The sequence below is a fragment of the Actinophytocola sp. genome, assembly GCF_035942955.1.
Taxonomy (GTDB): Bacteria; Actinomycetota; Actinomycetes; order Mycobacteriales; family Pseudonocardiaceae; genus DASYTH01.
The window spans coordinates 1-22,420 of sequence record NZ_DASZCQ010000077.1 but is presented as its reverse complement, the minus strand read 5'-3'; the positions used below and the strand labels follow the sequence as shown (position 1 = coordinate 22,420).

At 70.6% G+C, this 22,420-nt stretch carries 21 protein-coding genes and 1 pseudogene; 11 read left to right on the top strand and 11 right to left on the bottom strand.

The genetic code is table 11. The annotated features are described in order from the left end of the window. Positions 1 to 1,855: heavy metal translocating P-type ATPase (locus VGX25_RS08495; protein WP_326917076.1), on the bottom strand; the 1,855-nt coding region annotated here is incomplete at its 3' end. Positions 1,856 to 2,126: 271 nt separating this feature from the next. Between VGX25_RS08495 and VGX25_RS08490 the strand changes: the two genes are divergently transcribed. Together VGX25_RS08490 and VGX25_RS08485 are read left to right on the top strand one after the other, a co-directional pair. Then, the gene (locus tag VGX25_RS08490; protein WP_326917075.1) at positions 2,127 to 3,611 is read left to right on the top strand and encodes a SagB family peptide dehydrogenase; all 1,485 of its coding nucleotides are present in this window, start codon (positions 2,127 to 2,129) and stop codon (positions 3,609 to 3,611) included. Between the two features lie 98 nt (positions 3,612 to 3,709). Further along, positions 3,710 to 4,315, top strand: a complete 606-nt coding sequence (locus tag VGX25_RS08485; protein WP_326917074.1) for a response regulator transcription factor — start codon at positions 3,710 to 3,712, stop codon at positions 4,313 to 4,315. A gap of 63 nt (positions 4,316 to 4,378) precedes the next feature. Here the strand turns inward: VGX25_RS08485 and VGX25_RS08480 are convergent, their stop codons facing one another. The 3 genes from VGX25_RS08480 to VGX25_RS08470 form a co-directional block, all read right to left on the bottom strand. Next, positions 4,379 to 5,548: a sensor histidine kinase gene (locus VGX25_RS08480; protein WP_326917073.1), complete on the bottom strand. Its 1,170-nt coding sequence runs from the start codon at positions 5,546 to 5,548 to the stop codon at positions 4,379 to 4,381. A gap of 430 nt (positions 5,549 to 5,978) precedes the next feature. Further along, positions 5,979 to 6,920, bottom strand: a complete 942-nt coding sequence (locus tag VGX25_RS08475) for an AraC family transcriptional regulator (protein ID WP_326917072.1) — start codon at positions 6,918 to 6,920, stop codon at positions 5,979 to 5,981. Positions 6,921 to 6,973: 53 nt separating this feature from the next. Continuing rightward, positions 6,974 to 7,597, bottom strand: a complete 624-nt coding sequence (locus VGX25_RS08470; RefSeq protein WP_326917071.1) for an SDR family oxidoreductase — start codon at positions 7,595 to 7,597, stop codon at positions 6,974 to 6,976. Between the two features lie 156 nt (positions 7,598 to 7,753). Here VGX25_RS08470 and VGX25_RS08465 point away from each other — a divergent pair, with 156 nt between their 5' ends. Together VGX25_RS08465 and VGX25_RS08460 are read left to right on the top strand one after the other, a co-directional pair. Next, positions 7,754 to 8,638: an NAD(P)-dependent oxidoreductase gene (locus tag VGX25_RS08465; protein WP_326917070.1), complete on the top strand. Its 885-nt coding sequence runs from the start codon at positions 7,754 to 7,756 to the stop codon at positions 8,636 to 8,638. Beyond that, positions 8,638 to 9,204 (top strand): annotated as a pseudogene (locus VGX25_RS08460) (SDR family NAD(P)-dependent oxidoreductase); the annotation flags it as partial. The gene VGX25_RS08465 and the pseudogene VGX25_RS08460, both read left to right, overlap by 1 nt. Before the next feature lie 115 nt (positions 9,205 to 9,319). Here the strand turns inward: VGX25_RS08460 and VGX25_RS08455 are convergent. After that, positions 9,320 to 10,078, bottom strand: a complete 759-nt coding sequence (locus tag VGX25_RS08455; protein WP_326917069.1) for a hypothetical protein — start codon at positions 10,076 to 10,078, stop codon at positions 9,320 to 9,322. Between the two features lie 113 nt (positions 10,079 to 10,191). Between VGX25_RS08455 and VGX25_RS08450 the strand changes: the two genes are divergently transcribed. Beyond that, positions 10,192 to 10,467, top strand: a complete 276-nt coding sequence (locus tag VGX25_RS08450) for a DUF6412 domain-containing protein (protein WP_326917068.1) — start codon at positions 10,192 to 10,194, stop codon at positions 10,465 to 10,467. Positions 10,468 to 10,514: 47 nt separating this feature from the next. Beyond that, on the top strand, positions 10,515 to 11,177 hold the full coding sequence (locus VGX25_RS08445; RefSeq protein WP_326917067.1) for a YidC/Oxa1 family membrane protein insertase: 663 nt from the start codon (positions 10,515 to 10,517) through the stop codon (positions 11,175 to 11,177). Positions 11,178 to 11,199: 22 nt separating this feature from the next. Here the strand turns inward: VGX25_RS08445 and VGX25_RS08440 are convergent, their stop codons facing one another. From VGX25_RS08440 to VGX25_RS08430, 3 genes are all read right to left on the bottom strand, one after another. Next, complete coding sequence (locus VGX25_RS08440; protein ID WP_326917066.1) at positions 11,200 to 12,231, bottom strand: ABC transporter permease; 1,032 nt, start codon at positions 12,229 to 12,231, stop codon at positions 11,200 to 11,202. After that, positions 12,228 to 13,118: an ABC transporter ATP-binding protein gene (locus tag VGX25_RS08435; RefSeq protein ID WP_326917065.1), complete on the bottom strand. Its 891-nt coding sequence runs from the start codon at positions 13,116 to 13,118 to the stop codon at positions 12,228 to 12,230. Before VGX25_RS08435 ends, VGX25_RS08440 begins: the two co-directional genes overlap by 4 nt. A gap of 76 nt (positions 13,119 to 13,194) precedes the next feature. Next, on the bottom strand, positions 13,195 to 13,587 hold the full coding sequence (locus VGX25_RS08430; protein ID WP_326917064.1) for a GntR family transcriptional regulator: 393 nt from the start codon (positions 13,585 to 13,587) through the stop codon (positions 13,195 to 13,197). A 162-nt stretch (positions 13,588 to 13,749) separates the two neighbouring features. Between VGX25_RS08430 and VGX25_RS08425 the strand changes: the two genes are divergently transcribed. Further along, positions 13,750 to 15,552, top strand: coding sequence for an alpha-galactosidase (locus VGX25_RS08425; protein ID WP_326917063.1), 1,803 nt, complete (start codon positions 13,750 to 13,752; stop codon positions 15,550 to 15,552). 12 nt (positions 15,553 to 15,564) lie between these two features. On the opposite strand, the gene VGX25_RS08420 is transcribed toward VGX25_RS08425, so the two are convergent. Next, positions 15,565 to 16,155, bottom strand: coding sequence for a TetR/AcrR family transcriptional regulator (locus VGX25_RS08420; protein WP_326917062.1), 591 nt, complete (start codon positions 16,153 to 16,155; stop codon positions 15,565 to 15,567). A gap of 89 nt (positions 16,156 to 16,244) precedes the next feature. Here VGX25_RS08420 and VGX25_RS08415 point away from each other — a divergent pair, with 89 nt between their 5' ends. Continuing rightward, positions 16,245 to 17,975 (top strand): ABC transporter ATP-binding protein, encoded by a 1,731-nt coding sequence (locus VGX25_RS08415; RefSeq protein ID WP_326917061.1) that lies wholly within the window; start codon positions 16,245 to 16,247, stop codon positions 17,973 to 17,975. Further along, positions 17,972 to 19,831: an ABC transporter ATP-binding protein gene (locus VGX25_RS08410; RefSeq protein ID WP_414635732.1), complete on the top strand. Its 1,860-nt coding sequence runs from the start codon at positions 17,972 to 17,974 to the stop codon at positions 19,829 to 19,831. The genes VGX25_RS08415 and VGX25_RS08410 overlap by 4 nt, the downstream gene beginning before the upstream one ends. Here the strand turns inward: VGX25_RS08410 and VGX25_RS08405 are convergent. Together VGX25_RS08405 and VGX25_RS08400 are read right to left on the bottom strand one after the other, a co-directional pair. Continuing rightward, complete coding sequence (locus VGX25_RS08405) at positions 19,807 to 20,397, bottom strand: DUF664 domain-containing protein (protein WP_326917060.1); 591 nt, start codon at positions 20,395 to 20,397, stop codon at positions 19,807 to 19,809. The genes VGX25_RS08410 and VGX25_RS08405 overlap by 25 nt on opposite strands. A gap of 36 nt (positions 20,398 to 20,433) precedes the next feature. Next, a complete protein-coding gene (locus VGX25_RS08400) occupies positions 20,434 to 21,861 on the bottom strand; it encodes a hypothetical protein (protein ID WP_326917059.1) in 1,428 nt (475 codons plus the stop codon). Between the two features lie 59 nt (positions 21,862 to 21,920). Here VGX25_RS08400 and VGX25_RS08395 point away from each other — a divergent pair, with 59 nt between their 5' ends. After that, on the top strand, positions 21,921 to 22,079 hold the full coding sequence (locus tag VGX25_RS08395; protein ID WP_326917058.1) for a hypothetical protein: 159 nt from the start codon (positions 21,921 to 21,923) through the stop codon (positions 22,077 to 22,079). Positions 22,080 to 22,157: 78 nt separating this feature from the next. After that, entirely contained in the window at positions 22,158 to 22,397 is a 240-nt protein-coding gene (locus tag VGX25_RS08390) for a hypothetical protein (RefSeq protein WP_326917057.1), read from the top strand. Positions 22,398 to 22,420: the final 23 nt, after the last annotated feature.

Sequence of the window (22,420 nt, the reverse complement as noted above, 5' to 3'; positions counted from 1 at the left end):
CGGCGGGCAGCACCTCGGCGATCACCTCGTCGATGCCGACCTCGGCCGCCACGGACCGGGCGGCCGCCTCGTTGTCGCCGGTGAGCAGCACCGGCCGCAGACCAAGCGCACGCAGCTCGCGCACGGCCTGGGCCGATGTGGGCTTGACGGTGTCGGCCACGACGAGCAGGCCGCGGACGGCACCGTCCCAGGCGACCACGACGGCGGTCCGGCCGTCGGCCTCTGCGGCGGAGCGCGCCATGTCCAGTGTGGCCGGCAGGCGCAGCGACTCGTCGGCCATCAGCGCCGGGCGGCCGGCAAGCACGCGGTGCCCGTCGACGACGCCGCGCACGCCGAGACCTTCGACGTTGCCGAACTCGGCGACCATGGCGAGGTCGCCGACGCGCTCCCGGGCGCCCGCGGCGATCGCCCTGGCGATGGGATGCTCGGAGGCGTGCTCGAGGGCGCCGGCCAGCCGCAGCAGGTCTACTTCGGACACACCGGCGGCGGGTACGATGTCCACAAGGGACATTTGGCCGCTGGTGATGGTGCCGGTCTTGTCCAGCACCACGGTGTCCACGCGGCGGGTGGACTCCAGCACCTGCGGGCCCTTGATCAGGATGCCGAGCTGCGCGCCGCGACCGGTGCCGACCAGCAGCGCGGTCGGGGTGGCCAGGCCGAGGGCGCACGGGCAGGCGATGATCAGCACCGTGACCGCGGCGGTGAACGCGGCCGCGACCGAACCGTTGGTGCCGAGCCAGAAGCCGAGCGTGGCGACCGCCAGCGTGAGCACGGTCGGCACGAACACCCCGGCCACCCGGTCGGCGAGCCTTTGGACCCGTGCCTTGCCGGACTGCGCCTCCTCCACCAGGCGCGCCATCTGGGCGAGCTGGGTGTCGGCGCCGATCCGGGTGGCCCGCACGACGAGCCGCCCGCCGGCGTTGACCGTGGCCCCGACCACCTGGTCGCCGGGCCGCACCTCGACCGGGACGGGCTCACCGGTCAGCATGCTCGCGTCGACCGCGGAGCTGCCCTCCTCGACGACGCCGTCGGTGGCGATCTTCTCCCCCGGCCGCACCACGAACCGGTCACCGACCGCCAGCGCCCCGATCGGGATCCGCTGCTCGACCCCGTCCCGCAGCACCGCGACGTCCTTGGCCCCCAACGACAGCAACGCGCGCAGCGCCGCCCCGGACCTGCGCTTGGCGCGGGCCTCGAAGTACCGCCCGGCGAGGATGAACATGGTCACCCCGGAGGCCACCTCCAGGTAGATGGTGCCCTCCCCGGCCATTCGCTCGATGGTGATCCGGAACGGGTGAGTCATGCCGGGCAGGCCGGCCGTGCCGAGGAACAACGCGTAGAGCGACCAGCCGAACGCGGCGATCGTGCCCAGCGATATGAGCGTGTCCATGGTGGCCGCGCCGTGCCGCAGGTTGGCGAAGGCCGCCCGGTGGAACGGCAGCGCACCCCACACCACCACCGGCGCCGCCAGCGTCAGCGAGGCCCACTGCCAGTAGTTGAACTGCAGCGGGGAGACCATCGCCAGCGCGATGACCGGGACCGACAGCGCCGTGCACACCCACAGCCGGGTTCGGGCCGCGCGCAGCTCCGCGCCGTGCTCGTCGTCGGGCTCGGTTCCGGTGCCGGTGTCCGCCGGGTCCGCCCGCGGCATCCGCGCGGTGTAGCCGGCGTCGGTCACCGCGGCGATCAGCTCGTCGGTGGACACGGTTCCCGGGAAGCGCACGGTCGCCTTCTCGGTCGCGTAGTTCACCGTCGCCGCGACGCCGTCGATCTTGTTCAGGTGCGCCTCGATGTGCGCCGCGCAGGACGCGCACGTCATGCCACCGATGACCAGCTGGACGGTTTCACACTCCATGATGTCCTTTCCGGCATGACCGGGTACCGGCAAACAAATGAGCAATTCACAAATCCGGCGTCCAGGGCACCCGAGCCAGACCACGCTCGGCACAAGAACCCTAGCTCCGGCCGCAACGCCCTGAACAGTGAGAACTTCACCCGCACCCGGTGAGGACGCAATGGGACTCGGTGACCGGCGCACTGGACCGAAAAAGGCTCGTCCTGCACTGTTCCATTGGGAGAACTGTGGATGCCTGATTCATTTACCGACCTCCGTTCAGGAGCGCCCCGTGCACATCGAGCCCGGCGAGCAGCCGCCCGCGATCATCCGGCTGTGGTCCCTGCGGGAAGAGGTGACCGTGGAGACCGGCCCGGCGGCGGACCACCTGAACGTGATCAGCCGGTGGGGCGAGATCGAGCTGGCCGATGCCACCGCCGCCGAGCGTGACCTGCTCAACCGGCTCAGCCTCGGCCCGATGGCCATCGCCAACGTCGCCGAGGGCGACCAGGCGGCGCTCGGCCGGGTGCTGGACCGGGTTCGGGGCCTGCTGGTGCATTCGCTGGGCACCGAGGACGTGGTCGGGGAGCTGCTGTCCGCGGTGCCGGTCTCCCCGCAGGCGACGTTCACGCCGCCGGACGTCGGCCGGACGGATCTGGTCCGGTTGTCCCGCTTCGCCGCGATGCGCACCGCCAGCGACGCGCTGGTGCTGGAGTCCCCGCTGGCACGCTACCGGGTGGTGCTGCACCGCCCGCTGGCGGCCTGGGTGGTGGGCGCGCTCGGCAGTCCGATCACCGTGGCCGACCTCGCCGACACCATGCACGCCGACTTCGCGCTGATCACCGCGGTGGTGTCCTATCTGGTGGCCGCGTCGATGGTCGCGATCGGCGAGCGGGACGAGCGGTCGGACGCGGCGTGGTTCGCCGAGGACCGCGACCCCGGGCTGACCCCGTGGTCCCACCACGATCTGCTCTTCCACTCGCGCAGCAGGATGGGCCGGCAGGATGATCCGCTCGGCGCGGTGTACCGCTACGTCGGGACGTTCCCACCGCTGCCCGCCGTGAAGCCGGTGCCCGAGGGCCGGCGCTTCCCCCTGCACAAACCGATGCTCGAGGAGGCGTCGGCCGGCGACCCGTCGCTGACCGGGGCCATCGAGCGGCGCGACTCCGTGCGCGAGTTCGCCGAGCAGCCGCTGTCCGCCGAGCAGGTGGGCGAGCTGCTGTACCGGACGGCGCGGATCCGGTCGCTGATGGAGGTGACCGCGCCAGGCGGGGTGCCGTACATGATCTCCGACCGCCCGTACCCGAGCAGCGACTCGCTCTACGAGCTCGAGCTGTACGTGACCGTGGACCGCTGCGCCGGCCTGCCCCGCGGCATCTACCACTACGACCCGCTCGACCACGCGCTCACCCTGACCAGCACCGACGAGACCGACCTGGCCAAGCTGCTCGACGACGCGGCGGTGCTGATCAGGACGCTGCGGCGGCCGGCGGCGCTGATCACGATGACCGCGCGGATCGCCCGGCTGTCCTGGGTGTACGACGGCATCGCCTACTCGACCGCGCTCAAGCACGTCGGGGTCCTGCAGCAGACGCTCTATCTGGTCGCCACGGCCATGGGTCTCGGTCCGTGCGCGCTCGCCATCGGCGACAGCGACGTCGCCACGCGGGCGTTCGGATTGGACTGGCCGGCCGAGGTGAGCATCGGCGAGTTCGCCATCGGCCTACGGCTAGACCGAACGCCAGCCCCAGCCATCTACCAAGTGGACGAATCATGACACCTGATACCCGGCAATGGGAGAGGATGGGAAACGAGCCACCATCAGGCACCCTGGTGGTCGAGCACGACCGGCGCGGGCTCCGGAGGAGAGGCGACATGATCAAGGTCATGCTTGCCGAGGACATGCACATGGTTCGCGGCGCCCTGGTAGCACTGCTCAACCTCGAGCCGGACATCGAGGTGGTCGCCGAGGTGTCCTCCGGGACGGAGATCATGGCGACGGTGGCCAAGCACGAGCCGGACGTCGCGATCATCGACATCGACCTGCCGGGCAAGGACGGGTTGACCGTCGCGGCCGAGCTGCACGACCGGGTGCCGCAGACCCGGACGCTGATCCTGACCGGGCTCGGCCGGCCGGGAACGCTGCGCCGCGCGCTGGCGGCGAAGGTCAGCGGGTTCCTGCTCAAGGACGCCCCGCCGGCGGAGCTGGCCGACGCGATCCGGCGGGTGGCCGCCGGGCACCGGGTGGTGGACAGCCATCTGGCCCTTGCCGCGTTCGACACCGCCGACTGCCCGCTGACCGCGCGTGAGATCGAGGTGCTCCGGCTGACCGCCGAGGGCATGGAGGCGGTGGAAATCGCCGCGAAGGTGTTCCTGTCGACCGGAACGGTACGAAACTACCTCACCACGATCATCAATAAGCTCAACGCCAGGAATCGGGTCGACGCGATCCGGATAGCCACGGCCGCCGGCTGGCTGTGACATTAACCAACTGTTCGGTATTTATTGCCACGCGGTCACCGCGACCAACCAACTGATTGGTACTTATTGCTGGGGCTTGACCGGGATGTTGGCCCGCAGGCGATACCGGTGATCGGAGATGCGCTCGGCGATGAGCTCGCCGCCGAGCTCGGTCGTTCTGGTGACCAGGTTCTGCAGTCCCTCGCCGCCGTCGGCGTCGGTGTCGGTGGCGCCCGGGCGCGCCCCGTCGTTGACGATCTCGATCGAGGCCGTGCTGTCGGTCTGCGAGACGGTGATCTCGCACCACTCGGCCTTGCTGTGCCGCAGGATGTTCGTCACGCCCTCGCGGAGCACGGTGGCCAGCACCGTGCTCACCGGCTCGGACAGGTCCCGGTAGGACAGCGACATCCGCACGTCGATGTCGGCCGAGCCGAGCACCCATCTGGCGGATCGGCATTCGTCGTCCAGCGACAGCTCGCGATAATTGCTCGAAATGGTTCGAACGTCGGCCAGAGCCTGCCGCGAGATGCGGAGAATCTCCAACAGCTCGTCGCGCGCCTGGACCGGATTCTTGGTCACCAGCCGATGCGCCAGCTCGCTCTTGAGCGTAATCGCGGAAAGACTGTACCCCAGCAGATCATGCAAATCCCGGGCAAACCTCAGCCGCTCGCGCACGACCGCCATCTGCGCGATTTCGGCGCGCGCCTCATGCAGTTCTTCGACCAATTGAGCCAGCCGGGACAGCCCGTACACCACCAATCCGATGATCGCCGTGGTGATGCTGGCGGATATCACGCTCAGTATTCCGCGGGCGTCGCCGAGCACGGCCTGCAGGGTGGCCGTGCTGGCCACCACCCCGAGAAACCCGAGCCACGCCCCGGCCGGCGGCAGGACGAGCAGCATGGATCCGGCAAGGAAGCCCGGCATGAACGCCCAGGCGTCGCCGAACTTGAGCGCGGGCAGGTAGACCAGGCCGGCCTGGGCCAGTAGCGCCACGTAACGGTACGCCGGCGGCAGCCGGCCGGGCGGTCCGCCGAACCAGAACATCTGGAGGAACAACAGCGCGAGAAACCCGGCGATGGCGCCGGCGACGGCGAGCGCGTCGGCGCCCCGCTCGTCGACGATACGCAGGAAACCAATCCCGGTGAGCCCGACGAAGACGGCGCCGACTATGACCTTGGCTAATCGGGTGGGTGGGATAGGTAAGAGTGTCGTGCTATCGACGAGTTCGGAATCATCAGCCCACGACCTCAACACCAATACCTCACCCGTCCGGTTCGTGCACCGGGGCCGGTCGAGACCCGCGAACGCTTTAGTCCTCCAAAATTATCACATTGTGTTTCCGCTCGAACGACGACTAGTACGATCGGCGGAAGCCGGATACGCCGGTGGAGTTATGACGCCCCGGGCCGACCGGATACCGGGGAGTCAGCCCGGAACAGGCCCGCGACGGCGGATTCCGCCGCCCGGTGGCATAGACATGCCGCCGCCGGCGGGAGACATTTCGACCAGACGTACGCCGCATTGCTGCAACGAATGGCGGACCACGGCCGCGAAACTTGGGTGAAACAGGTAGTGCACTCGTCAACTATCAATCCTGGCACACCCGGTTGCCCGGCGTCACCCGCAATTCGTCGGATCCGACTATTAGGGCGAGGTTTCGGCAGGCGAAGGAGGGCCGGGTTCAGCCGGTGGCGAGCTGGCGGTGCTGCTGCGGGCTGATGCCGCGCTCCCGTTTGAAGGCGGCGCTGAGGGCGAATGCCGTGCTGTAGCCGACCTGCCTGGCCACGGCGCCGATCGTGACGTCGGGCTGGCAGAGCAGGTCGGCGGCCAGCGCGAGCCGCCAGTTGGTCAGGTACGACATGGGCGGCTCGCCGATCAGCTCGGTGAAGCGCCGGGCGAGCGCGGCCCGAGAGACCCCCGCCTCGGCCGCCAGCTTCGCCACCGTCCACGGATGGGCCGGCGCGTTCTGCAGCAACTGCAACGCCTTCCCGACCACCGGGTCGCCCTGCGCCCGGTACCAGGCGGGGGCCCGGTCGCGCTGCTTGCCGAACCACGTGCGCAGGGCCGTGATCAGCAGCACGTCGAGCAGCCGGTCGAGCACCGCGCGCTGGCCGGGGTGGTCCCGCACGATCTCCTCGGCCAGCAGGGACACCAGCGGCGTGTCCCAGTCGGCGGCGGTCAGCGTGATCACGCCCGGCAGCGCCGACAGCAGCGGCCGGCTGATCTCGCCGGCGTGCTCGTAGGTGCCGGTGAGCATCACCGTCGCCCCGTCGGGGTCGGCGCCCCACGTGCGCACGCCGAGATCCCACTCCTCGGCCAGGTGCGCGCCGTCCGAGACCCGGGTGCAGACCTGGCCGGGCGAGATCACGACGGTGGGCGCCGTCGCCGGGTCGTCGGCCATCGTGTAGTGGTCCGGCCCGCGCACCACGGCGACGTCGCCTGCGGCAAGGCGGTGCGGCGCGCCCTCGTCGGGCAGCAGCCACGCCCAGCCCCGCACCATCGCCACCACGGTCAGCGGCGACTCGTCCCGGATCCGCAGCGACCACGGCGGATCCATGACCGAGCGCAGCAGGAACGCCCCGCGGGCGCGCGGCCCGTCGAGCAGAGACTCCAGCACGTCCATCGCCGCCATCGTAGGCGCCGGCGACCGCGCCGATCGCCACCGAACGAGTCCCATCAGTACGAGATCGCCGGCGTGCGGTGCACGTACCCGGTGTCGGTGAGCTGGGCGACCAGGAAGTCGGCGACGTCCGCGCGGGAGATCTTCAGGCTCCCCGACCGATCGTCCTGGCCGAAGCCACGCCGGTACTCGCCGGTGCGCGGCCCGTCGGTGAAGGCGCTCGGCCGCACGATCGTCCAATCCAGACCGCTGCGCGTGACGTGCTCCTCCTGGCGGACGTGGTCGGCGTACGCCGCGCGCAGCAGCAGCCCGAACATGATGCGCTTCCACAGGAAGTTCAGGTTGCCCCGGCTGTCGCCAACGCCGAGGGTCGACTGGCAGATCAGCCGGCGCACGCCGGTCCGCTGCATCGCCTTGATGATCGTCAGGGTTCCGGGCGCCCGGACGTCGCCCCTGCGACCCCCGCCGAGCGTGACGATCACCGCGTCATGGCCGGCGACGGCGCTCGCCACCGCGTCCACGTCGGCGACGTCGCCCTGCGCGACGTGCAGCCGCTCGTGCCGCGCCGTGATCCGCGCGGCATCGCGGGTGAACGCGGTGACCTCGTGGCCCCGCCGCAGGGCCTGCTCGACGACGTGCTTGCCGACTGTGCCGGTCGCTCCGAACACGATGAGCTTCATGGGTCTCTCCTCACTGGTCGATCCGATGACAACCAGTAGATCGGGACCCGGTGAGACGCTCCATGGCCAGGAAGCTCGAGGCTATGTCCATTCGTCTCACGCGTCGGAAGTGTGACTCCGTGACCACTTTCAGGATGGTCCCCGATACTTGTCCCGATGCGGATTCTGGTGACCGGGGCGTCGGGCAACGTCGGCTCGCACGTGGTGCCCGAGCTGGTGCGGCGGGGCCACATGGTGCGGGCCTTCGCGGGCGACGTCACCGATCCGGCGGCCGTGAACCGGGCGGTCGACGGGGTGGACGCCGTCGTCCATCTCGCCGCGGTGATCCCGCCCGCGTCCGACGCGGACCCCGAGCGGGCCCGGGAGGTCAATGTGGACGGAACGGCCAACGTCGTCGCCGCCTGCCTTGCGCGGCCGAGCCCGCCGCGGCTGCTGTTCACGTCGACGTTCGACGTGCACGGCCACACGCTGGACCGGACCCCGCCCCGGCGGGTCGACGATCCGCTGGTGGCCACCGACCCGTACACCACGCACAAGATCGAGTGTGAGCGGCTGATCCGCGGATCCGGGCTGACCTGGGCGATCTTCCGGCTGGCGGACGTGCCGGTGCTGGGCATCCGCGACCCGCACCCGATCATGTTCGAGATCGGTCTGCACAACCGGATCGAGGCGCTGCACGCCGACGACGCCGGGCTGGCCATCGCCAACGCGCTGGAAACGCCCGAGGTGTGGGGCCGGGTGCTGTTCATCGGCGGCGGACCGTCCTGCCAGCTGACCTACCGCGACTATCTCACCCGGATACTGACCGCGATGGGCATCAAACCGTTGCCGGACAAGGCGTTCAGCGACGCGGTGTACGCCACCGACTGGGTGGACACCGCGGAAAGCCAGGCGCTGCTCGGCTACCAGCGGCACACCTTCGACGACATCACCGCGGCGATCGCCGCCGGCCTCGGCTGGCGGCGCCGGTTGGTGCCGCTGGTCGGACCGCTGGCCAGGCTCGCCATGCTGCGCCTGTCGCCGTACTACTGGAGGCGCTGATGTGGCGCTACGGCCCGTGGGCGGTGATCGTCGGCGCGTCCGACGGCATCGGCGCCGCCTTCGCCGAGGAGCTCGCCGCCCGCGGCAGCAACCTCGTTCTGGTGGCCCGCCGGCAAACCGTGCTCGACGAGCTGGCCGGCCGGCTGCGCACCGCGCACGGCGTCCGGATCCGGGTCGCCGCCGTCGACGCGGGCACGCCCGAGGGGATCGCGGCCATCGCCGGCGCCGGCGAGGACGTCGGCCTGCTCGTGTGCGTCGCCGCGCTCGCCCCGATCGCGCCGTTCCTCGAGCTGACCCCGGCCCAGCTGGACGCCGTCCTCGACCTCAACTGCCGCAGCGCCGCCCACCTTGCGCACGCGTTCGGCACCCGGATGGCGGCGCGCGGGCGCGGCGGCATCGTGCTGCTCAGCTCGCTGGCCGGCGGGCAGGGATCGGCCCTCGTCACCCACTACGCGGCGACCAAGGCCTACCTTCGGGTGCTGGCCGAGGGGCTGTGGGAGGAGCTCGGCCCGCGCGGCGTCGACGTGCTCGCCAGCTGCCCCGGCCTGGTCCGGACGCCCACCTTCGCGCGCACCGACGCCACCCTGCCGCGCCTGGTGCCACCGCCCACGGCGCCGCGGACCGTGGCGCGCCAGACGCTGGCGGCCATCGGGCGCCGGCCGGTCGTCATCCCCGGGCGGCTCAATCGCCTTGCGGGGACGGCGGTGCGGCTGCTGCCTCGGCGGCGGGCGATAGCGCTGGCCTCGTCGCGGACCCGGTCGATGTACCCGGCGGAATCTCGTCGGTCGGCTCGGGGGGACGGACCCACCGGGTGATCCGGTTCCCGATCCGGAGCATGCGCGCGCCCACCGACCTGCGCAGCGGCGAGGACGGCAGCCCGTCGGCGCGCGGCCGCTCGAGGTGGTGGCCGACCAGCGCGGTGTACATGCTCAGCGTCTGCACGATCGTGGCGTAGTCCAGCGTGCTGATCAGGCTGTCGGCCAGTCCGAACGGGATGGACAGGGGCAGCACGCCGCGGGCGTACTCCACCGCGTACACCCCGGTGGTGAAGTTCATGCCGCGGGCCTGGTTCGGCCCGACGTAGACGCGATCCCCCGGCCGGTAGACCCGCTTGTCGAACTGGCCCTCGCCGTAGTACCACATCTCGCCGTCGATCACGGTGTCCCAGAAGCCCAACGCGTGCCGGCCGGAGTGCCCCTCCGACCCGATCGGCGTCCCCCAGATCATGATGTACTCGGCGAGCGAGGCGTAGTACACCTTCATCTGGATCATCGCGCCGCCGGCGTTGCTGAAGATCCACGGCTGATCAAGGTTGAGCCGCCCCGGATACGCCTGCGCCATCGCCGCCTCGAAGGCGGCGAACATCGCCGGCTTGTCCGGCTTGCCAAGACACGTCATCGCGCACTCGTGCACCACGCCGGGATCGAAGACGTACTCCATCTGCCACCTCCGCGCCGACCCGTTGTCCCGGCCATTCTTACCGCGCGAGCCGGTTGCGTGCCGGGTGCGTGCGGGAGGAAGGTGGATCCGGCGGCGAACGGGAGGTGACCGCGGTGCCTCGGCTGTACGGGCTGGTCGCACTGCTGTCCCTGGCCGGTCTCCTGCTCCCCGCCGCCGGCAACCCGACCGAGCTGCTGACCGTCGCGACCGTGGCCGTGGTCCTGCTGCTGGCGTGGCGGCCGCCCGACCGGAGCGCACCGCGGATCCGCGTCCGCGTCCGCGTGCTGCGTGACTGCGCGCACCGGTCGGCGTTCATGCGCAGCCGCGACCCCGACGCCGACGGCCGTACCCGTCCCCGAGCCCCAGGACTGTGCCCGGCGGCCGCATAGCCGCTTCCGCCTGTCCCCCATCGGCTCGACCCTGACGGAGCGCTGCCTTGTTCACCCTTCTCGACGTGCCGGTCGCCGGCGCGCACCACCTCGTCCTGGCCCTTGCCGGCGTGCTCGACCCGGCCATCGTCATCGTCCTGATCACCATCGCCGTGCGGCTGGCCCTGCACCCGCTGGCCAGGGCCGCGGCCCGCGGGGAGCGGGCCCGCACCGCGCTGGCGCCCCAAGTCCGTGAGCTGCAACGCAAGTACGGCAAGGACCGGGAGCGCTTCGCCCGCGAGCTGGCCGCCCTGCACCGCTCCGCCGGCACCTCGATGTTCGCCGGCTGCCTGCCGATGCTCGCGCAGCTGCCGTTCTTCGTCGTGCTGTTCCGGCTCTTCTCCGCCCCGACCATCGCCGGCGCGCCCAACGCGCTGCTCGACCGCGCCCTGCTCGGCACGCCGCTGGGCGCGCACTGGCCGGCGATGCCCGCCGATCCGGTGTTCCTCGGCCTGTTCGCCGCGCTCGCCGCGGTGGCCTGGTGCTCGGCGCGGATCATCAGGCGGACCGCCGGCGACCGGGTTCCGCTGGCCGGCCTGCTCCGGCTGCTGCCGTACGGGTCGCTGATCGGCGCCGCCCTGATCCCCCTCGCCGCCGGCCTCTACCTGCTCACCACCACCGCCTGGGGCACCGCCGAACGGGCCTACCTGCGCCGGGTCCCGACCGGCTGACGCCGAGCAGCTCGCTGAGCAGTCAGGACAGGCGGCGGCGCAGCCACCAGAAGCTGAACCCGGCGAGGGCGGCGGCCAGGGCGAGGTAGACCCCGGCCTCGATCCATTGCAGGGGCCAGAAGCGGCTGGGGGCATGGTAGGTGAGCTGCTGCCGGTAGCCGAGCCGGTTGAGCTCGTCGAGGCACCTGGCGATGCTGTCCTGCGGGCGGCCCGAGGGCGCGCAGGGGCCCGACGTCGTGGACACCGGGATCTCGGCGACGGTGTTCCCGGACGCGTCGACGGTCCGGCTGGACAGCAGCCAGGCGCCCGGATCCGGCGCCTTGGCCCGGATCTCCATGCCGTCTCCGGAGACCGGGCGGGAGATTCCGTCCAAGATGGACGGTGAGAGCGCTACGGTCGCCGTGGTCGGCGGCAGCAGGTACGGCCGGACCAGCGACGGCACGGCGATCTGGATGGCGGCGAACGCGACCAGGGTGACCGCCATGGCGGGAAGCGCGCGGCGCATCAGCATTCCGACGGCCATGCCGAGGGCGAAGGCGAAGGCCGCGTAGCCGATGGGCACGATGCCGCGGGCGTCGAACACCAGCGACGACAGCCGCGGGAACGCGTCGTTGTCGCCGTTGAGGTCGAGGGTGCTGGCCCACCAGGTCACCGAAAGGCTGCCGAGCGCGGCGGCGGCCATGGTGGCCAGGCCGACCAGCCCGAGCTTGACGGCCAGCCAACGGGTCCTCGTGATGCTCTGGTTCCACACCAGACGGTGGGTGCCGGTCTCCAGCTCGCGGGCGATCAGCGGCGCGCCCCAGAACAGGCCGATGAGCGGGGGCAGGATCAGCACGAGGCCGGTGACGATGGCGAAGGCGTTGTCGTAGTCGCTGAGGAACTGGCGGATGAAGTCCGCGCAGCCGTCCGGTTGGCCGCTGCACTCGGCGATCCCGGCGGCGTACTCGCGGGCGAGGCCGGGGCCGGTGAGGGCAAGGACGACGGCCAGCGCGGCGAGCCCGGCGAACACCGCGGCACCCGGAAGGCAGAATTGGCGCCAGGCCAACCAGATCATCGCTGGACCTCCAGGATCGGTCGGTGCGCGGGGGCGGAGGCGGAGTTCATGTAGGCCAGCACGAGGTCCTCGAGGCTGAGCTGGCTGACCGTCCAGGCGGGGTCGTGGATCGGGCCGCCGGCGCGGACGATGAGCGTGCTCTGCCGGTCGGTGTGGCTTTCGGACACGACGTGCTGGTCGGCGGGAAGCCGGTCGAGGTCGCGGCGCGGGCCGGTGAGCCGGTGGTGGGTGGCCAGCAGCTCCTCGACCGCTCCGGTGACCCGGACCCGGGACTCGACGAGCACGATCAGGTAGTCGCAGGCCCGTTCCAGGTCGGAGACGAGGTGGGAGGACAGCACGACGCTGAGCTCCTGCTCGGCGGCGGCCTCCATCAGGCCCTGCAGGAACTCGCGGCGGGCCAGCGGGTCGAGCGACGCGACCGGCTCGTCGAGGATCAGCAGCTCGGGCCGTTTGGCCACGCCGAGGGTCAGTGCGAGCTGGGCGCGCTGCCCGCCGGACAGCGTCCCGGCCCGCTGCTTGGGATCGAGGCCGAGCCGCTCGATCCGTTGCCGGGCAACGGAACCGTCCCATCCGGGGTTGAGCCGGGCGCCGAGCGTGAGGTGCTCGCCGACGGTGAGCCCGGCGTACGTCGGGGTGTCCTGGGCGACGAACCCGACCTTGGCCAGCTGCGCGGGGCCGGACCCTGGTCGGCCGCCGAGCACCGTGATGCTGCCGGTGGTCGGCGCAAGCTGACCGGCGGCCAGGTTCAGCAGCGTGGTCTTGCCCGCTCCGTTCGGGCCGACCAGGCCGACGACGTGCCCGGCCGGGATGTCCAGCGTGCAGTCCGAAAGGGCCCACCGCTTCCCGTATCTCTTGCCGAGACCCGTGGCCTCCAGAACGGCGCTCATGCTGTGACACCTGCCTCGCTCCGCTCGGCGTGCAGAGCGTTCGCACAGGTCCTGCTGGGCGCATTGGGTCGGGCGCTCATGCTATGTCCTCTCCAGCGGCGGTCCGAAAGGTCGTCATGAACAGGGCCTCGATGCTCTCGTCGTCCAGCCCGGCCCGGCGCGCCTTGGCCAGCCAGCGGCGCAGCTCCTGGCGCAGCGGGCCGTGCGCGGCCAGCGAGGTGCCGGCGAGCGTCGCCGTCACGAACGTCCCCACGCCGGGCCGGGCCGCGACCAGACCCTCGTGCTCCAGCTCCCGGTACGCCTTGAGCACCGTGTTGGGGTTGATCGCCAGCTGCGCCACGACCTCCTTGACGGTGGGCAGCTGGTCCCCCTCGCGCAGCAGGCCCAGCCGCAGCGCCTGCCGCACCTCCCGGACCAGCTGCACGTACGGCGCCAGCCCGGACCGCTCGTCGAGGTGAAACTCGATCATCCCGAAGCTCCATTCATCTAGCTACCTAGCACTATAGGCTGCTAGCTAGAGAAGCTGTCAAGCCGAGGAGTCCGTTCGGGATTTCGGACAGTGTTCGACATGCTGTCCGCGGCGTCCTACGCTGCCTCGAGGAGCGTTTCCCTGAACCTGCAGGGGGTTGGGATGTCCGGTCGCCGGGTCCTCGGTCTGGTCATGGTTCTCGCGCTGCTGCTCGCGGGCCTGGTTGGCCCCGACGACCGGCCGGCACGGGCGTGGAACAACGGGGTGGCGAGCACCCCGCCGATGGGTTGGAACAGCTACGACTCGTTCAACTGGAGCGTCACCGAGGCCGACGTGCGGGCCAACGCCGACTACCTGCGCGACAACCTGCGCCGGTTCGGCTGGCAGTACATCGTCGTCGACTGGGCCTGGTACTACCCCGGCCGGCACAACGGCAGCCCGAACCAGGACGTGAACCTTCAGCCCCGGCTGCGCATGGACGGCAACGGGCGGCTGCTGCCGGACACCACCCGGTTCCCGTCCGCGGCCGGCGGCAACGGTTTCCGGCCGCTCGCCGACTACGTCCACGCCCAGGGACTGAAGTTCGGGGTGCACCTGATGCGCGGAATCCCGCGCCAGGCGGTCGCCGACAACGTGCCCATCCTCGGCACCGGCTGCCGTGCCAACCAGATCAACAACAACACCACCGCGGCCTGGCTCAACCTGATGTGGGGCCTGAACATGTCCAACCCGTGCGCGCAGGCGTACCTGGACTCGGTGTTCCAGCTGCTGGCAAGCTGGGGCGTCGACTACGTCAAGGTGGACGACATCGCCGCACCCACGTACCGGCAGGCCGAGGTCGAGGGATACCGGCGGGCGATCGAGCGCAGCGGGCGGCCGATGGTGCTCAGCCTCTCCCCCGGCCCCACCCCGCTGGGCAGCGGCCCGCACGTGGCGGCCAACGCGCACATGTGGCGCACGGTCAACGACCTGTGGGACAACTGGCCGTCGGTGGACGCGCTGTTCGCCGTGCTGCGCGACTGGACGCCGTACCGGTCCACGGGGGCCTGGCCGGACCCGGACATGATCCCGATCGGCCGGCTGGCCAAGTTCGGACCCGTCGGCTCGCCCCGCTACTCCAACCTGACCGCCGACGAGCAGCGCACCCTGATGACCCTCTGGTCGATCACCCGGTCCCCGCTGATGTGGGGCGGCAACCCGGTCGAGAACCGCGCGCCCGAGCTGGCGCTGATGGCCAACGCCGCCGTGCTCGCGGTCGACCAGGCCAGCACGGACAACCGGCAGCTGACCGGCGGCAACCGTCCCGTGTGGACAGCCGACGTGCCGGGCAGCGACCACAAATACCTGGCGCTGTTCAACCGGGACGGCGCCGCGGGCCCGGTCTCGGTGAACCTGGCCGATCTCGGCATCGGCTCGGCGACCGTCACCGACCTGTGGTCCGGCGCCGACCTGGGCACCGTGAGCGGAACCCTCACCCGCGCGATCCCGGCGCACGGCGCCGGCCTGTACCGGCTGGCCCCGCAGAGCACCGTGCCGCCACCGGCCCGGTACACCCTCACCGCCCGGCACAGCGGCAAGCTGCTCGACGTCTTCAACGCCGCCACCACCGACGACGCCAACATCGTGCAGTGGACCGCCAACGGGCAGACCAACCAGCAGTGGCAGCTCCGCGACGCCGGCGGCGGCTTCGTCAACGTGGTCAGCGTCAACAGCGGCAAGTGCCTCGACGTGGCCGGCTCCGCCACCACCGACGGCGCGCGGATCGTCCAGTGGACCTGCCATACCGGCGCCAACCAGCAGTGGCGCATCCAGGACCTCGGCACCGGGTACCTCCAGCTGATCGCCCGGCACAGCGGCAAGTGCCTCGACGTTCTCAACGCCGCCGCCACCGACGGCGCCCAGGTCGTCCAGTGGACCTGCGGCACCGGCGCCAACCAGCAATGGCAACGCCGCCAAGTCGGTTGAGGAAAAGCCCCCTCAGTCAATGGCGAGGCCGCGCAGCAGGGGCAGGTACACCTCGTCGACCAGCTCGATAATCGTTTGTTCGGAGATGGGCGCGCCGAACATGATGGCCTCATTGCGGATCAGATCGACGGGAACCTGGCTGGCGCGCGGCGGAACATCGACGGGCGGCAGCTCGCCCCGCTCGACGGCCCGGCCGACGATCGAGCGGATGGCGTCGTTCAGCGGCGCGGTCTTCAGGCGCTCGCGCAGCAGCGCGGTGATCTCCGGATGCCGGAAGGCCTCGCCCATCACGCCGGCGATCATCTCGCTCATCATGTAGTCCACCCGGTGCGCGACCCGGGTGAACAGCGCGACGAGATCCGAGCGCAGGGAACCGGTGTCCGGGTGTGGCGGCAGGGCGGGGGCCTTGCGGTTCCAGGCGGCGAGCACCAGCTCCGCGCGGTTGGACCAGCGCCGGTAGATCACGGGCTTGCTGGTCCCGGCCCGCGCGGCGACCGCCTCGATGGTCAGCGCGGCGTAGCCGACGTCCCTCAGCTCGGCCCAGGCCGCGTCGAGGATGGCGTGCTCGAGCCGCTCGCCGCGCCGGCGGGGCTTCGTCGTCACCCCGGCTCCTTTAAGATACGTTGCGTTTCTTATAATGATGGTCTACGTTGGGTCATGTTAGATACGGCTCGTTTCTCAGGGGGAACCGTTTGCTCACCAGACTGCTCCGTACCTACCTGCGGCCGTACCGGCGTGAGCTCACGGCCGTGCTCGTGCTGCAGCTGATCGGCACGATCGCCTCGCTGTACCTGCCCAGCCTCAACGCCGACATCATCGACTTCGGCATCGCGACCGGCGACACCGGCTACATCGTGTCCACCGGCGGGTGGATGCTCACCGTCACGTTGCTGCAGATCGTCTGCTCGATCGGCGCGGTCTACTTCGGGGCCCGCTGTGCGATGGCGTTCGGGCGCGACGTGCGCTCGGCGGTCTTCCACCGGGTCGGCGAGCTCTCCGCACGGGAGGTCTCCGGCTTCGGCCCGCCGTCGCTGATCACCCGCACCACCAACGACGTGCAGCAGCTCCAGCTGCTGGTGGCGATGGTGTGCACCATGTTCGTCACCGCGCCGATCATGTGCGTGGCCGGCGTGATCATGGCGCTGCGCGAGGACGTGGGCCTGTCCTGGCTGCTGCTGGTCTGCGTGCCGGCGCTGGTGATCGCCATCGGGTTGATCATCTTCCGGATGGTGCCGCAGTTCCGCCTGATGCAGGAGCGCATCGACGAGGTCAACCGGGTGCTCCGCGAGCAGCTGTCCGGCCTGCGGGTGGTCCGCGCGTTCGTCCGCGAACGCGCCGAGACCCGCCGGTTCGCCGACGCCAACACCGCGCTCACCGACACCGCCCTGCGGGTCGGCCGGCTGCAGGCGATGATCTTTCCGACGGTGCTGCTCATCCTCAACGCGTCCACCATCGCGGTGCTGTGGTTCGGCGCGCACCGGGTCGACGCCGGCGCGATGCAGATCGGCGCGCTGACCGCGTTCATGAACTACCTGCTGCTGATCCTGATGTCGGTCATGATGGCGACGTTCATCTCGATGATGATCCCCCGCGCCGCGGTGTGCGCCGAGCGGATCACCGAGGTGCTGGACACCGAGCCGTCGGTGACCCCGCCACCGGAGCCGGTGCGCGCGCTGACCACGCGGGCGCAGGTGGAGTTCCGCGGCGTGGAGTTCCGCTACCCCGGTGCGGTGGATCCCGTGCTGCGGGACATCTCGTTGCGCGCGGAGGCCGGCCGGACGACGGCGATCATCGGCAGCACCGGGGCGGGCAAGACCACCCTGGTCTCCCTCGTTCCCCGGCTGATCGACGTGACCGACGGCAGCGTGCGAGTGGACGGAGTGGACGTTCGCGAGCTCGACCCCGAGGTGCTGCGCGGCCGGATCGGTCTGGTGCCACAGCAGGCGTACCTGTTCACCGGGACCGTGGCGAGCAACCTGCGCTACGGCAATCCGGACGCGGCGGACGAGGAGCTTTGGCAGGCCCTTGAGATCGCGCAGGCGCGCGATTTCGTCGAGGAGATGGGCGGGCTGGACGCGCAGATCGCGCAGGGCGGCACGAACGTCTCCGGTGGGCAGCGGCAACGGCTGTCCATCGCGCGGGCACTGGTGCGCCGGCCCGAGATCTACCTGTTCGACGACGCGTTCTCCGCGCTCGACCTGGCCACCGACGCCGCGCTGCGCGCCGCGCTTCGGCCGCACACCCGGCAATCCGCCGTGATCGTGGTCGCCCAGCGGGTCTCCACCATCCTCGACGCCGACCAGATCATCGTGCTGGACAACGGGTTGGTGGTCGGCACCGGCACCCACCGCGAGCTGATGGAGACCTGCCCGACCTACGTCGAGATCGTCCAGTCCCAGCTGACCCCGGAGCAGGCGGCATGACCACGACAACGGCTCGCCGGCCGCAACCGCCGATGTTCGGCAGGGGCCTGCCCGGCATGGGAATGCCCATGGGCAAGGCGAAAACCTTCGGGCCGTCCGCGCGGCGGCTGTTCGGGCGGATGCGTCCGGAACGGTTCACCCTCGGCGCCGTGGTCGCGCTGGCCGTGATCAGCGTCGGGTTCGCCGTCGCCGGGCCGAAGATCCTCGGGCACGCCACCGACATCATCTTCAACGGGGTGCTCGGGCGGCTGCGGCACGTGCCCGGCGCCACGGTCGACTTCGCCGCCCTTGCCGGGGTGCTCGGCTGGGTGCTGGCGCTGTTCGTCGCGTCCTCGGTGTTCGCCTGGCTGCAGGGCCGGCTGCTCACCGGTGTGGTGCAGCGCGTGGTGTTCGGTCTGCGCGAGGACGTCGAGGCCAAGCTGCACCGGCTTCCGTTGCGCTACGTGGACGGCCAGCCGCGGGGTGAGCTGCTTTCCCGGGTCACCAACGACATCGACAACATCTCGACCACGCTGCAGCAGACGCTGAGCCAGCTGCTCACCTCGCTGCTGACCGTGGTCGGGGTGCTGGTGATGATGCTGACGATCTCCCCGCTGCTCGCGTTGATCGCGCTGGCCGTGATCCCGCTGTCGGTGTACATCACCGGCCAGGTCGGCAAGCGCGCGCAGAAGCTGTTCATCGCGCAGTGGAAGCAGACCGGGGCGCTCAACGCGCACATCGAGGAGGCGTTCACCGGGCACCAGCTGGTCAAGGTGTTCGGCCGGCAGCGCGAGTCCGAGGCGGAGTTCCGGCGGCGCAACGAGGAGCTGTTCGAGTCGGCCGCGGGCGCGCAGTTCATGTCCGGGCTGATCATGCCGGCGATGATGTTCCTGTCCAACCTCAGCTACGTCGTGGTCGCCGTGGTGGGCGGCCTGCGGATCACCTCGGGCTCGATGACCCTCGGCGAGGTGACGGCGTTCATCCAGTACTCGCGCCAGTTCACCCAGCCGCTGACCCAGGTCGCGTCCATGGCCAACCTCATGCAGTCCGGGGTCGCCTCGGCCGAGCGGGTCTTCGAGCTGCTCGACGCCGAGGAGCAGGAGCCCGACCCGGCCGGCGCGCGGCTGCCCGAGGAACGGCACGGCCGCGTAGAGTTCGACGACGTCAGCTTCTCCTACCGGCCGGAGCAGCCGCTCATCGAGCACCTCTCGCTGGTCGCCGAGCCGGGCCAGACGGTGGCGATCGTCGGCCCGACCGGGGCGGGGAAGACCACGCTGGTCAACCTGATCATGCGGTTCTACGAGCTGGACGCGGGCCGGATCACCTTGGACGGCACCGACATCACCCGGCTGCGCCGCGAGGACCTGCGCGCGCGGATCGGCATGGTGCTGCAGGACACCTGGCTGTTCGGCGGCACGATCCGGGACAACATCGCCTACGGCAAGCCGGACGCGACCGAAGAGGAGATCATCGCCGCGGCGCGGGCGGCCCATGTGGACCATTTCGTGCGCGCGCTGCCCGACGGCTACGACACCGTGATCGACGAGGAGGGCACCAACATCAGCGCCGGGCAGAAGCAGCTGCTGACGATCGCACGGGCGTTCCTCGCCGACCCGTCGCTGCTGATCCTCGACGAGGCCACGAGCTCGGTGGACACCCGCACGGAATCGTTGGTGCAGCACGCGATGGCCGCGCTACGCTCGGCGCGGACCAGCTTCGTCATCGCGCACCGGCTGTCCACGATCCGCGACGCCGACCTCATCCTGGTGATGGAATCGGGTCGGATCGTCGAGCAGGGCACGCACGACGAGCTGCTGGCCGCGCGCGGCGCCTACCACCGCCTCTACTCGGCTCAGTTCGCCGCCGCGTCCACCTGACCGCCCGACCGCGGCCGCCAACCGTCCGGCGGATCCTCACCCACCCGCCCGTCCACCGCCTCACGAAGCAGGTCGGCATGCCCGGTATGCCGGCCGTACTCCTCGACAAGGTCGCACACCAACCGGCGCAGGCTGGCCCGCCGACCGTCCGAATCGGACGCATGGACCGGCTGGTCGAGCCCGCCGTCGGCCAGCGCCGCCGCGAGCCGGGCCCGGGACCGCTCGACCGCCCCGTCCCAGATCGCGTAGAGCCGCTCGGGGGTGTCGGCGGCGGCGGAGGTGAACTCCCAGTCGGGATCGTCGTCCCAGTCGGCGGCCCGCCACGGCGCGCCGGGCGGCTCCCCGCGCAGCTTGGTGGTGAACGTGTAGTCCTCCACGAAAGCCAGATGCTTCAGCAGGCCGCCGATGGTCAACGAGGAGGCGCCGATCCGGGCCCGCAACCCGGCAGCGTCGAGGTCGTCGGCCTTCCACCTGAACGTCGTGCGCAGCCGGTCGAGCGCGCCCACGAGATGCTCGACCTCGGTCCCGGCAAGGGGCGGTTCCCACGGACGATCGCTGTCGGTCATGCCGCCACCGTATCGGCACCGTGCTGCGGAGACGGATCAGACCGGCTCCCAATCCGAGTCGGACTCGTACGCCTGGATCAACGAGTGGGCGCGCGGGTCGTCGTCGCCGACGGGCCTGAGCACGTACCGGCCCGACTGGCGTATGAATGTCCACCCGGCGGCTGTTGCTTTCTCTGCGACGGACTCGTACGCCGGCGGATGCTCGACCAACCAGTCCGGCATGGCCCAGCCGGCGAACAACCCGCCATGGTCGCCCGACGTGGCCACCCGGTACCCGAGCGGGCCCCCGATGTGCTCGTTGAATGCCTCAACTGCCCACTGGCACGCACCGCAGGTCAGCTTCACACCACCAATGGGAATGACCTTGTCGCCGGGCGGGGCGGGATTGGTCTGCATCCAGAGCAGGAGCGAACCGAGGAGCGTCATCTCACCGTGCTCGACGAACTTGCTCGTGTCGTCGACGTTGTGCCAGGCCTCGTCGGGCGTCCGCAACGCCTCCACCAGCGGGGCCCAGTCCGAACCGTGCACTGCGGCGTAGTCCCCGGCGAGCAACGCGCGCACCTTGAGCGCATCCTTGCGCAGCCGATCGTCGCTGGGGAAATCCGGACCGAGCTCGCCCGACCCTATGGCCTGGCCGAGGCGTTCCGAACCCCGCCGTTGCTGGTCGGACCGGACCACCCGGGTTCGCCCGGAGTTACCGGCGAAGGCCAGCGTGCCCGACTCCGGATTCACGGCGACCGCCAGATGGGGCGACCCGTCATCGTCGGGCACATGTGCCAACCGGGCGACCCGGTCCAGCATCCGGAGCCGGGCGTCATCGGTCTGGGTCGGGCGGCCACCGGACACTCGTCGATACCGGCGGCGGATGTAGACCTCGGTGTCGGACGCCGACCAGTGCCCGTGCAGGTACGTCCGCCATGCATCCCAGTGCTCGCCGTAGGTCGAGCGGAAGAAAGCGTCGTCGTTGTCGTACTTCGCCAGCCAAAGCGTCCGGTAATACGCGCGCTCTTCCCGCGAAACCGGGCGATACAGATCGTGATCGATGGCGGTGTCCGCGGTGTCCCAGGCCAGACCCGTGTCCGCGTCCACCCACACCGACGCCGTGGCGGTTGCCGTGGTGTCCTCGGTGCGGGCCCGCTTGCTCGACGGGCCCACATCCTGATCCTCCCCCTGCTCGGGCGTGTGCGCCCGCTTCTCCCCGTGCGCCTCGGTGGTCGAGGACTCCGCCACCACGCGCTCGGCAAGTTGCTGGAGGTCTGCCGCGCGATCGGCTTCGCGCAGAAACTGCAGAAGCGCGTCCTGCTGCTGCAGTCGACAAACCAGATCGATCCACCAACCGTCGTCCGACCGGATCTGCGGGCTGGTCGTGAAGCCGTCCCACGACCATTGCTCAATGGCTACCTGTGAGCCATAGGATTGGCCAATTTCGTGCCATCGGTCGATCAAATCCTGCACCGGGCTCATTCAGCGCTCCTTTCCGCACAATGCCCAAGAAATCGGCGCCTACCCATTGATCGTTATCGGTGGCAGCAAGGTCCTCGCCGGCGTCGGCACTGGTCTTCGGTTTGACCGGGCTGGTGTTCGCCACGTGGGCGGCGCGGATCCCGGTGATCCAGCGATCAGCACCGCCCGCCGGCATCCTGGCGACCGCCCTCGGCGCACGCTTCGTGTCCGGACGATGACGCTGGCCCACCGAGGTTTCACCCGAACCCGGCCGGGAAGCCCTTCGGGGGACGTTGTTGCCGACGAGGAGGACGTCAATGTCGGACACCATGCGTCGTACCCGCCCGGTCACCGGCGCGCGCGTGTGCACCATCGTCAGCTTCGTGTTCGCGGCCATCGCCGTGCTGTTCTTCCCGATCATCTTCGGGATCGCGGCGATCGTGCTGGCCGTCGTGGGCTACGGCCTCGGCGACCGCGTGCTCGGCAGGTGGGCGATCGCCGCCGCCATCGTGGGCACCGTGCTCGGCTTCCTGCTGGGCTACCTCGCCTACTCATAGGTCACGGCGTAGTTCCCCGTGCC

What these genes read in the sequence shown, in the direction of transcription:
- VGX25_RS08485 (WP_326917074.1), top strand. Translation starts at nt 3,710, where the DNA reads ATGATCAAGGTCATGCTTGCCGAGGACATGCACATGGTTCGCGGCGCC.
- VGX25_RS08475 (WP_326917072.1), bottom strand. Translation starts at nt 6,920, where the DNA reads ATGGACGTGCTGGAGTCTCTGCTCGACGGGCCGCGCGCCCGCGGGGCG.
- VGX25_RS08470 (WP_326917071.1), bottom strand. Translation starts at nt 7,597, where the DNA reads ATGAAGCTCATCGTGTTCGGAGCGACCGGCACAGTCGGCAAGCACGTC.
- VGX25_RS08465 (WP_326917070.1), top strand. Translation starts at nt 7,754, where the DNA reads ATGCGGATTCTGGTGACCGGGGCGTCGGGCAACGTCGGCTCGCACGTG.
- VGX25_RS08455 (WP_326917069.1), bottom strand. Translation starts at nt 10,078, where the DNA reads ATGGAGTACGTCTTCGATCCCGGCGTGGTGCACGAGTGCGCGATGACG.
- VGX25_RS08440 (WP_326917066.1), bottom strand. Translation starts at nt 12,231, where the DNA reads ATGATCTGGTTGGCCTGGCGCCAATTCTGCCTTCCGGGTGCCGCGGTG.
- VGX25_RS08435 (WP_326917065.1), bottom strand. Translation starts at nt 13,118, where the DNA reads ATGAGCGCCGTTCTGGAGGCCACGGGTCTCGGCAAGAGATACGGGAAG.
- VGX25_RS08430 (WP_326917064.1), bottom strand. Translation starts at nt 13,587, where the DNA reads ATGATCGAGTTTCACCTCGACGAGCGGTCCGGGCTGGCGCCGTACGTG.
- VGX25_RS08425 (WP_326917063.1), top strand. Translation starts at nt 13,750, where the DNA reads ATGTCCGGTCGCCGGGTCCTCGGTCTGGTCATGGTTCTCGCGCTGCTG.
- VGX25_RS08410 (WP_414635732.1), top strand. Translation starts at nt 17,972, where the DNA reads ATGACCACGACAACGGCTCGCCGGCCGCAACCGCCGATGTTCGGCAGG.
- VGX25_RS08405 (WP_326917060.1), bottom strand. Translation starts at nt 20,397, where the DNA reads ATGACCGACAGCGATCGTCCGTGGGAACCGCCCCTTGCCGGGACCGAG.
- VGX25_RS08400 (WP_326917059.1), bottom strand. Translation starts at nt 21,861, where the DNA reads ATGAGCCCGGTGCAGGATTTGATCGACCGATGGCACGAAATTGGCCAA.
- VGX25_RS08390 (WP_326917057.1), top strand. Translation starts at nt 22,158, where the DNA reads ATGTCGGACACCATGCGTCGTACCCGCCCGGTCACCGGCGCGCGCGTG.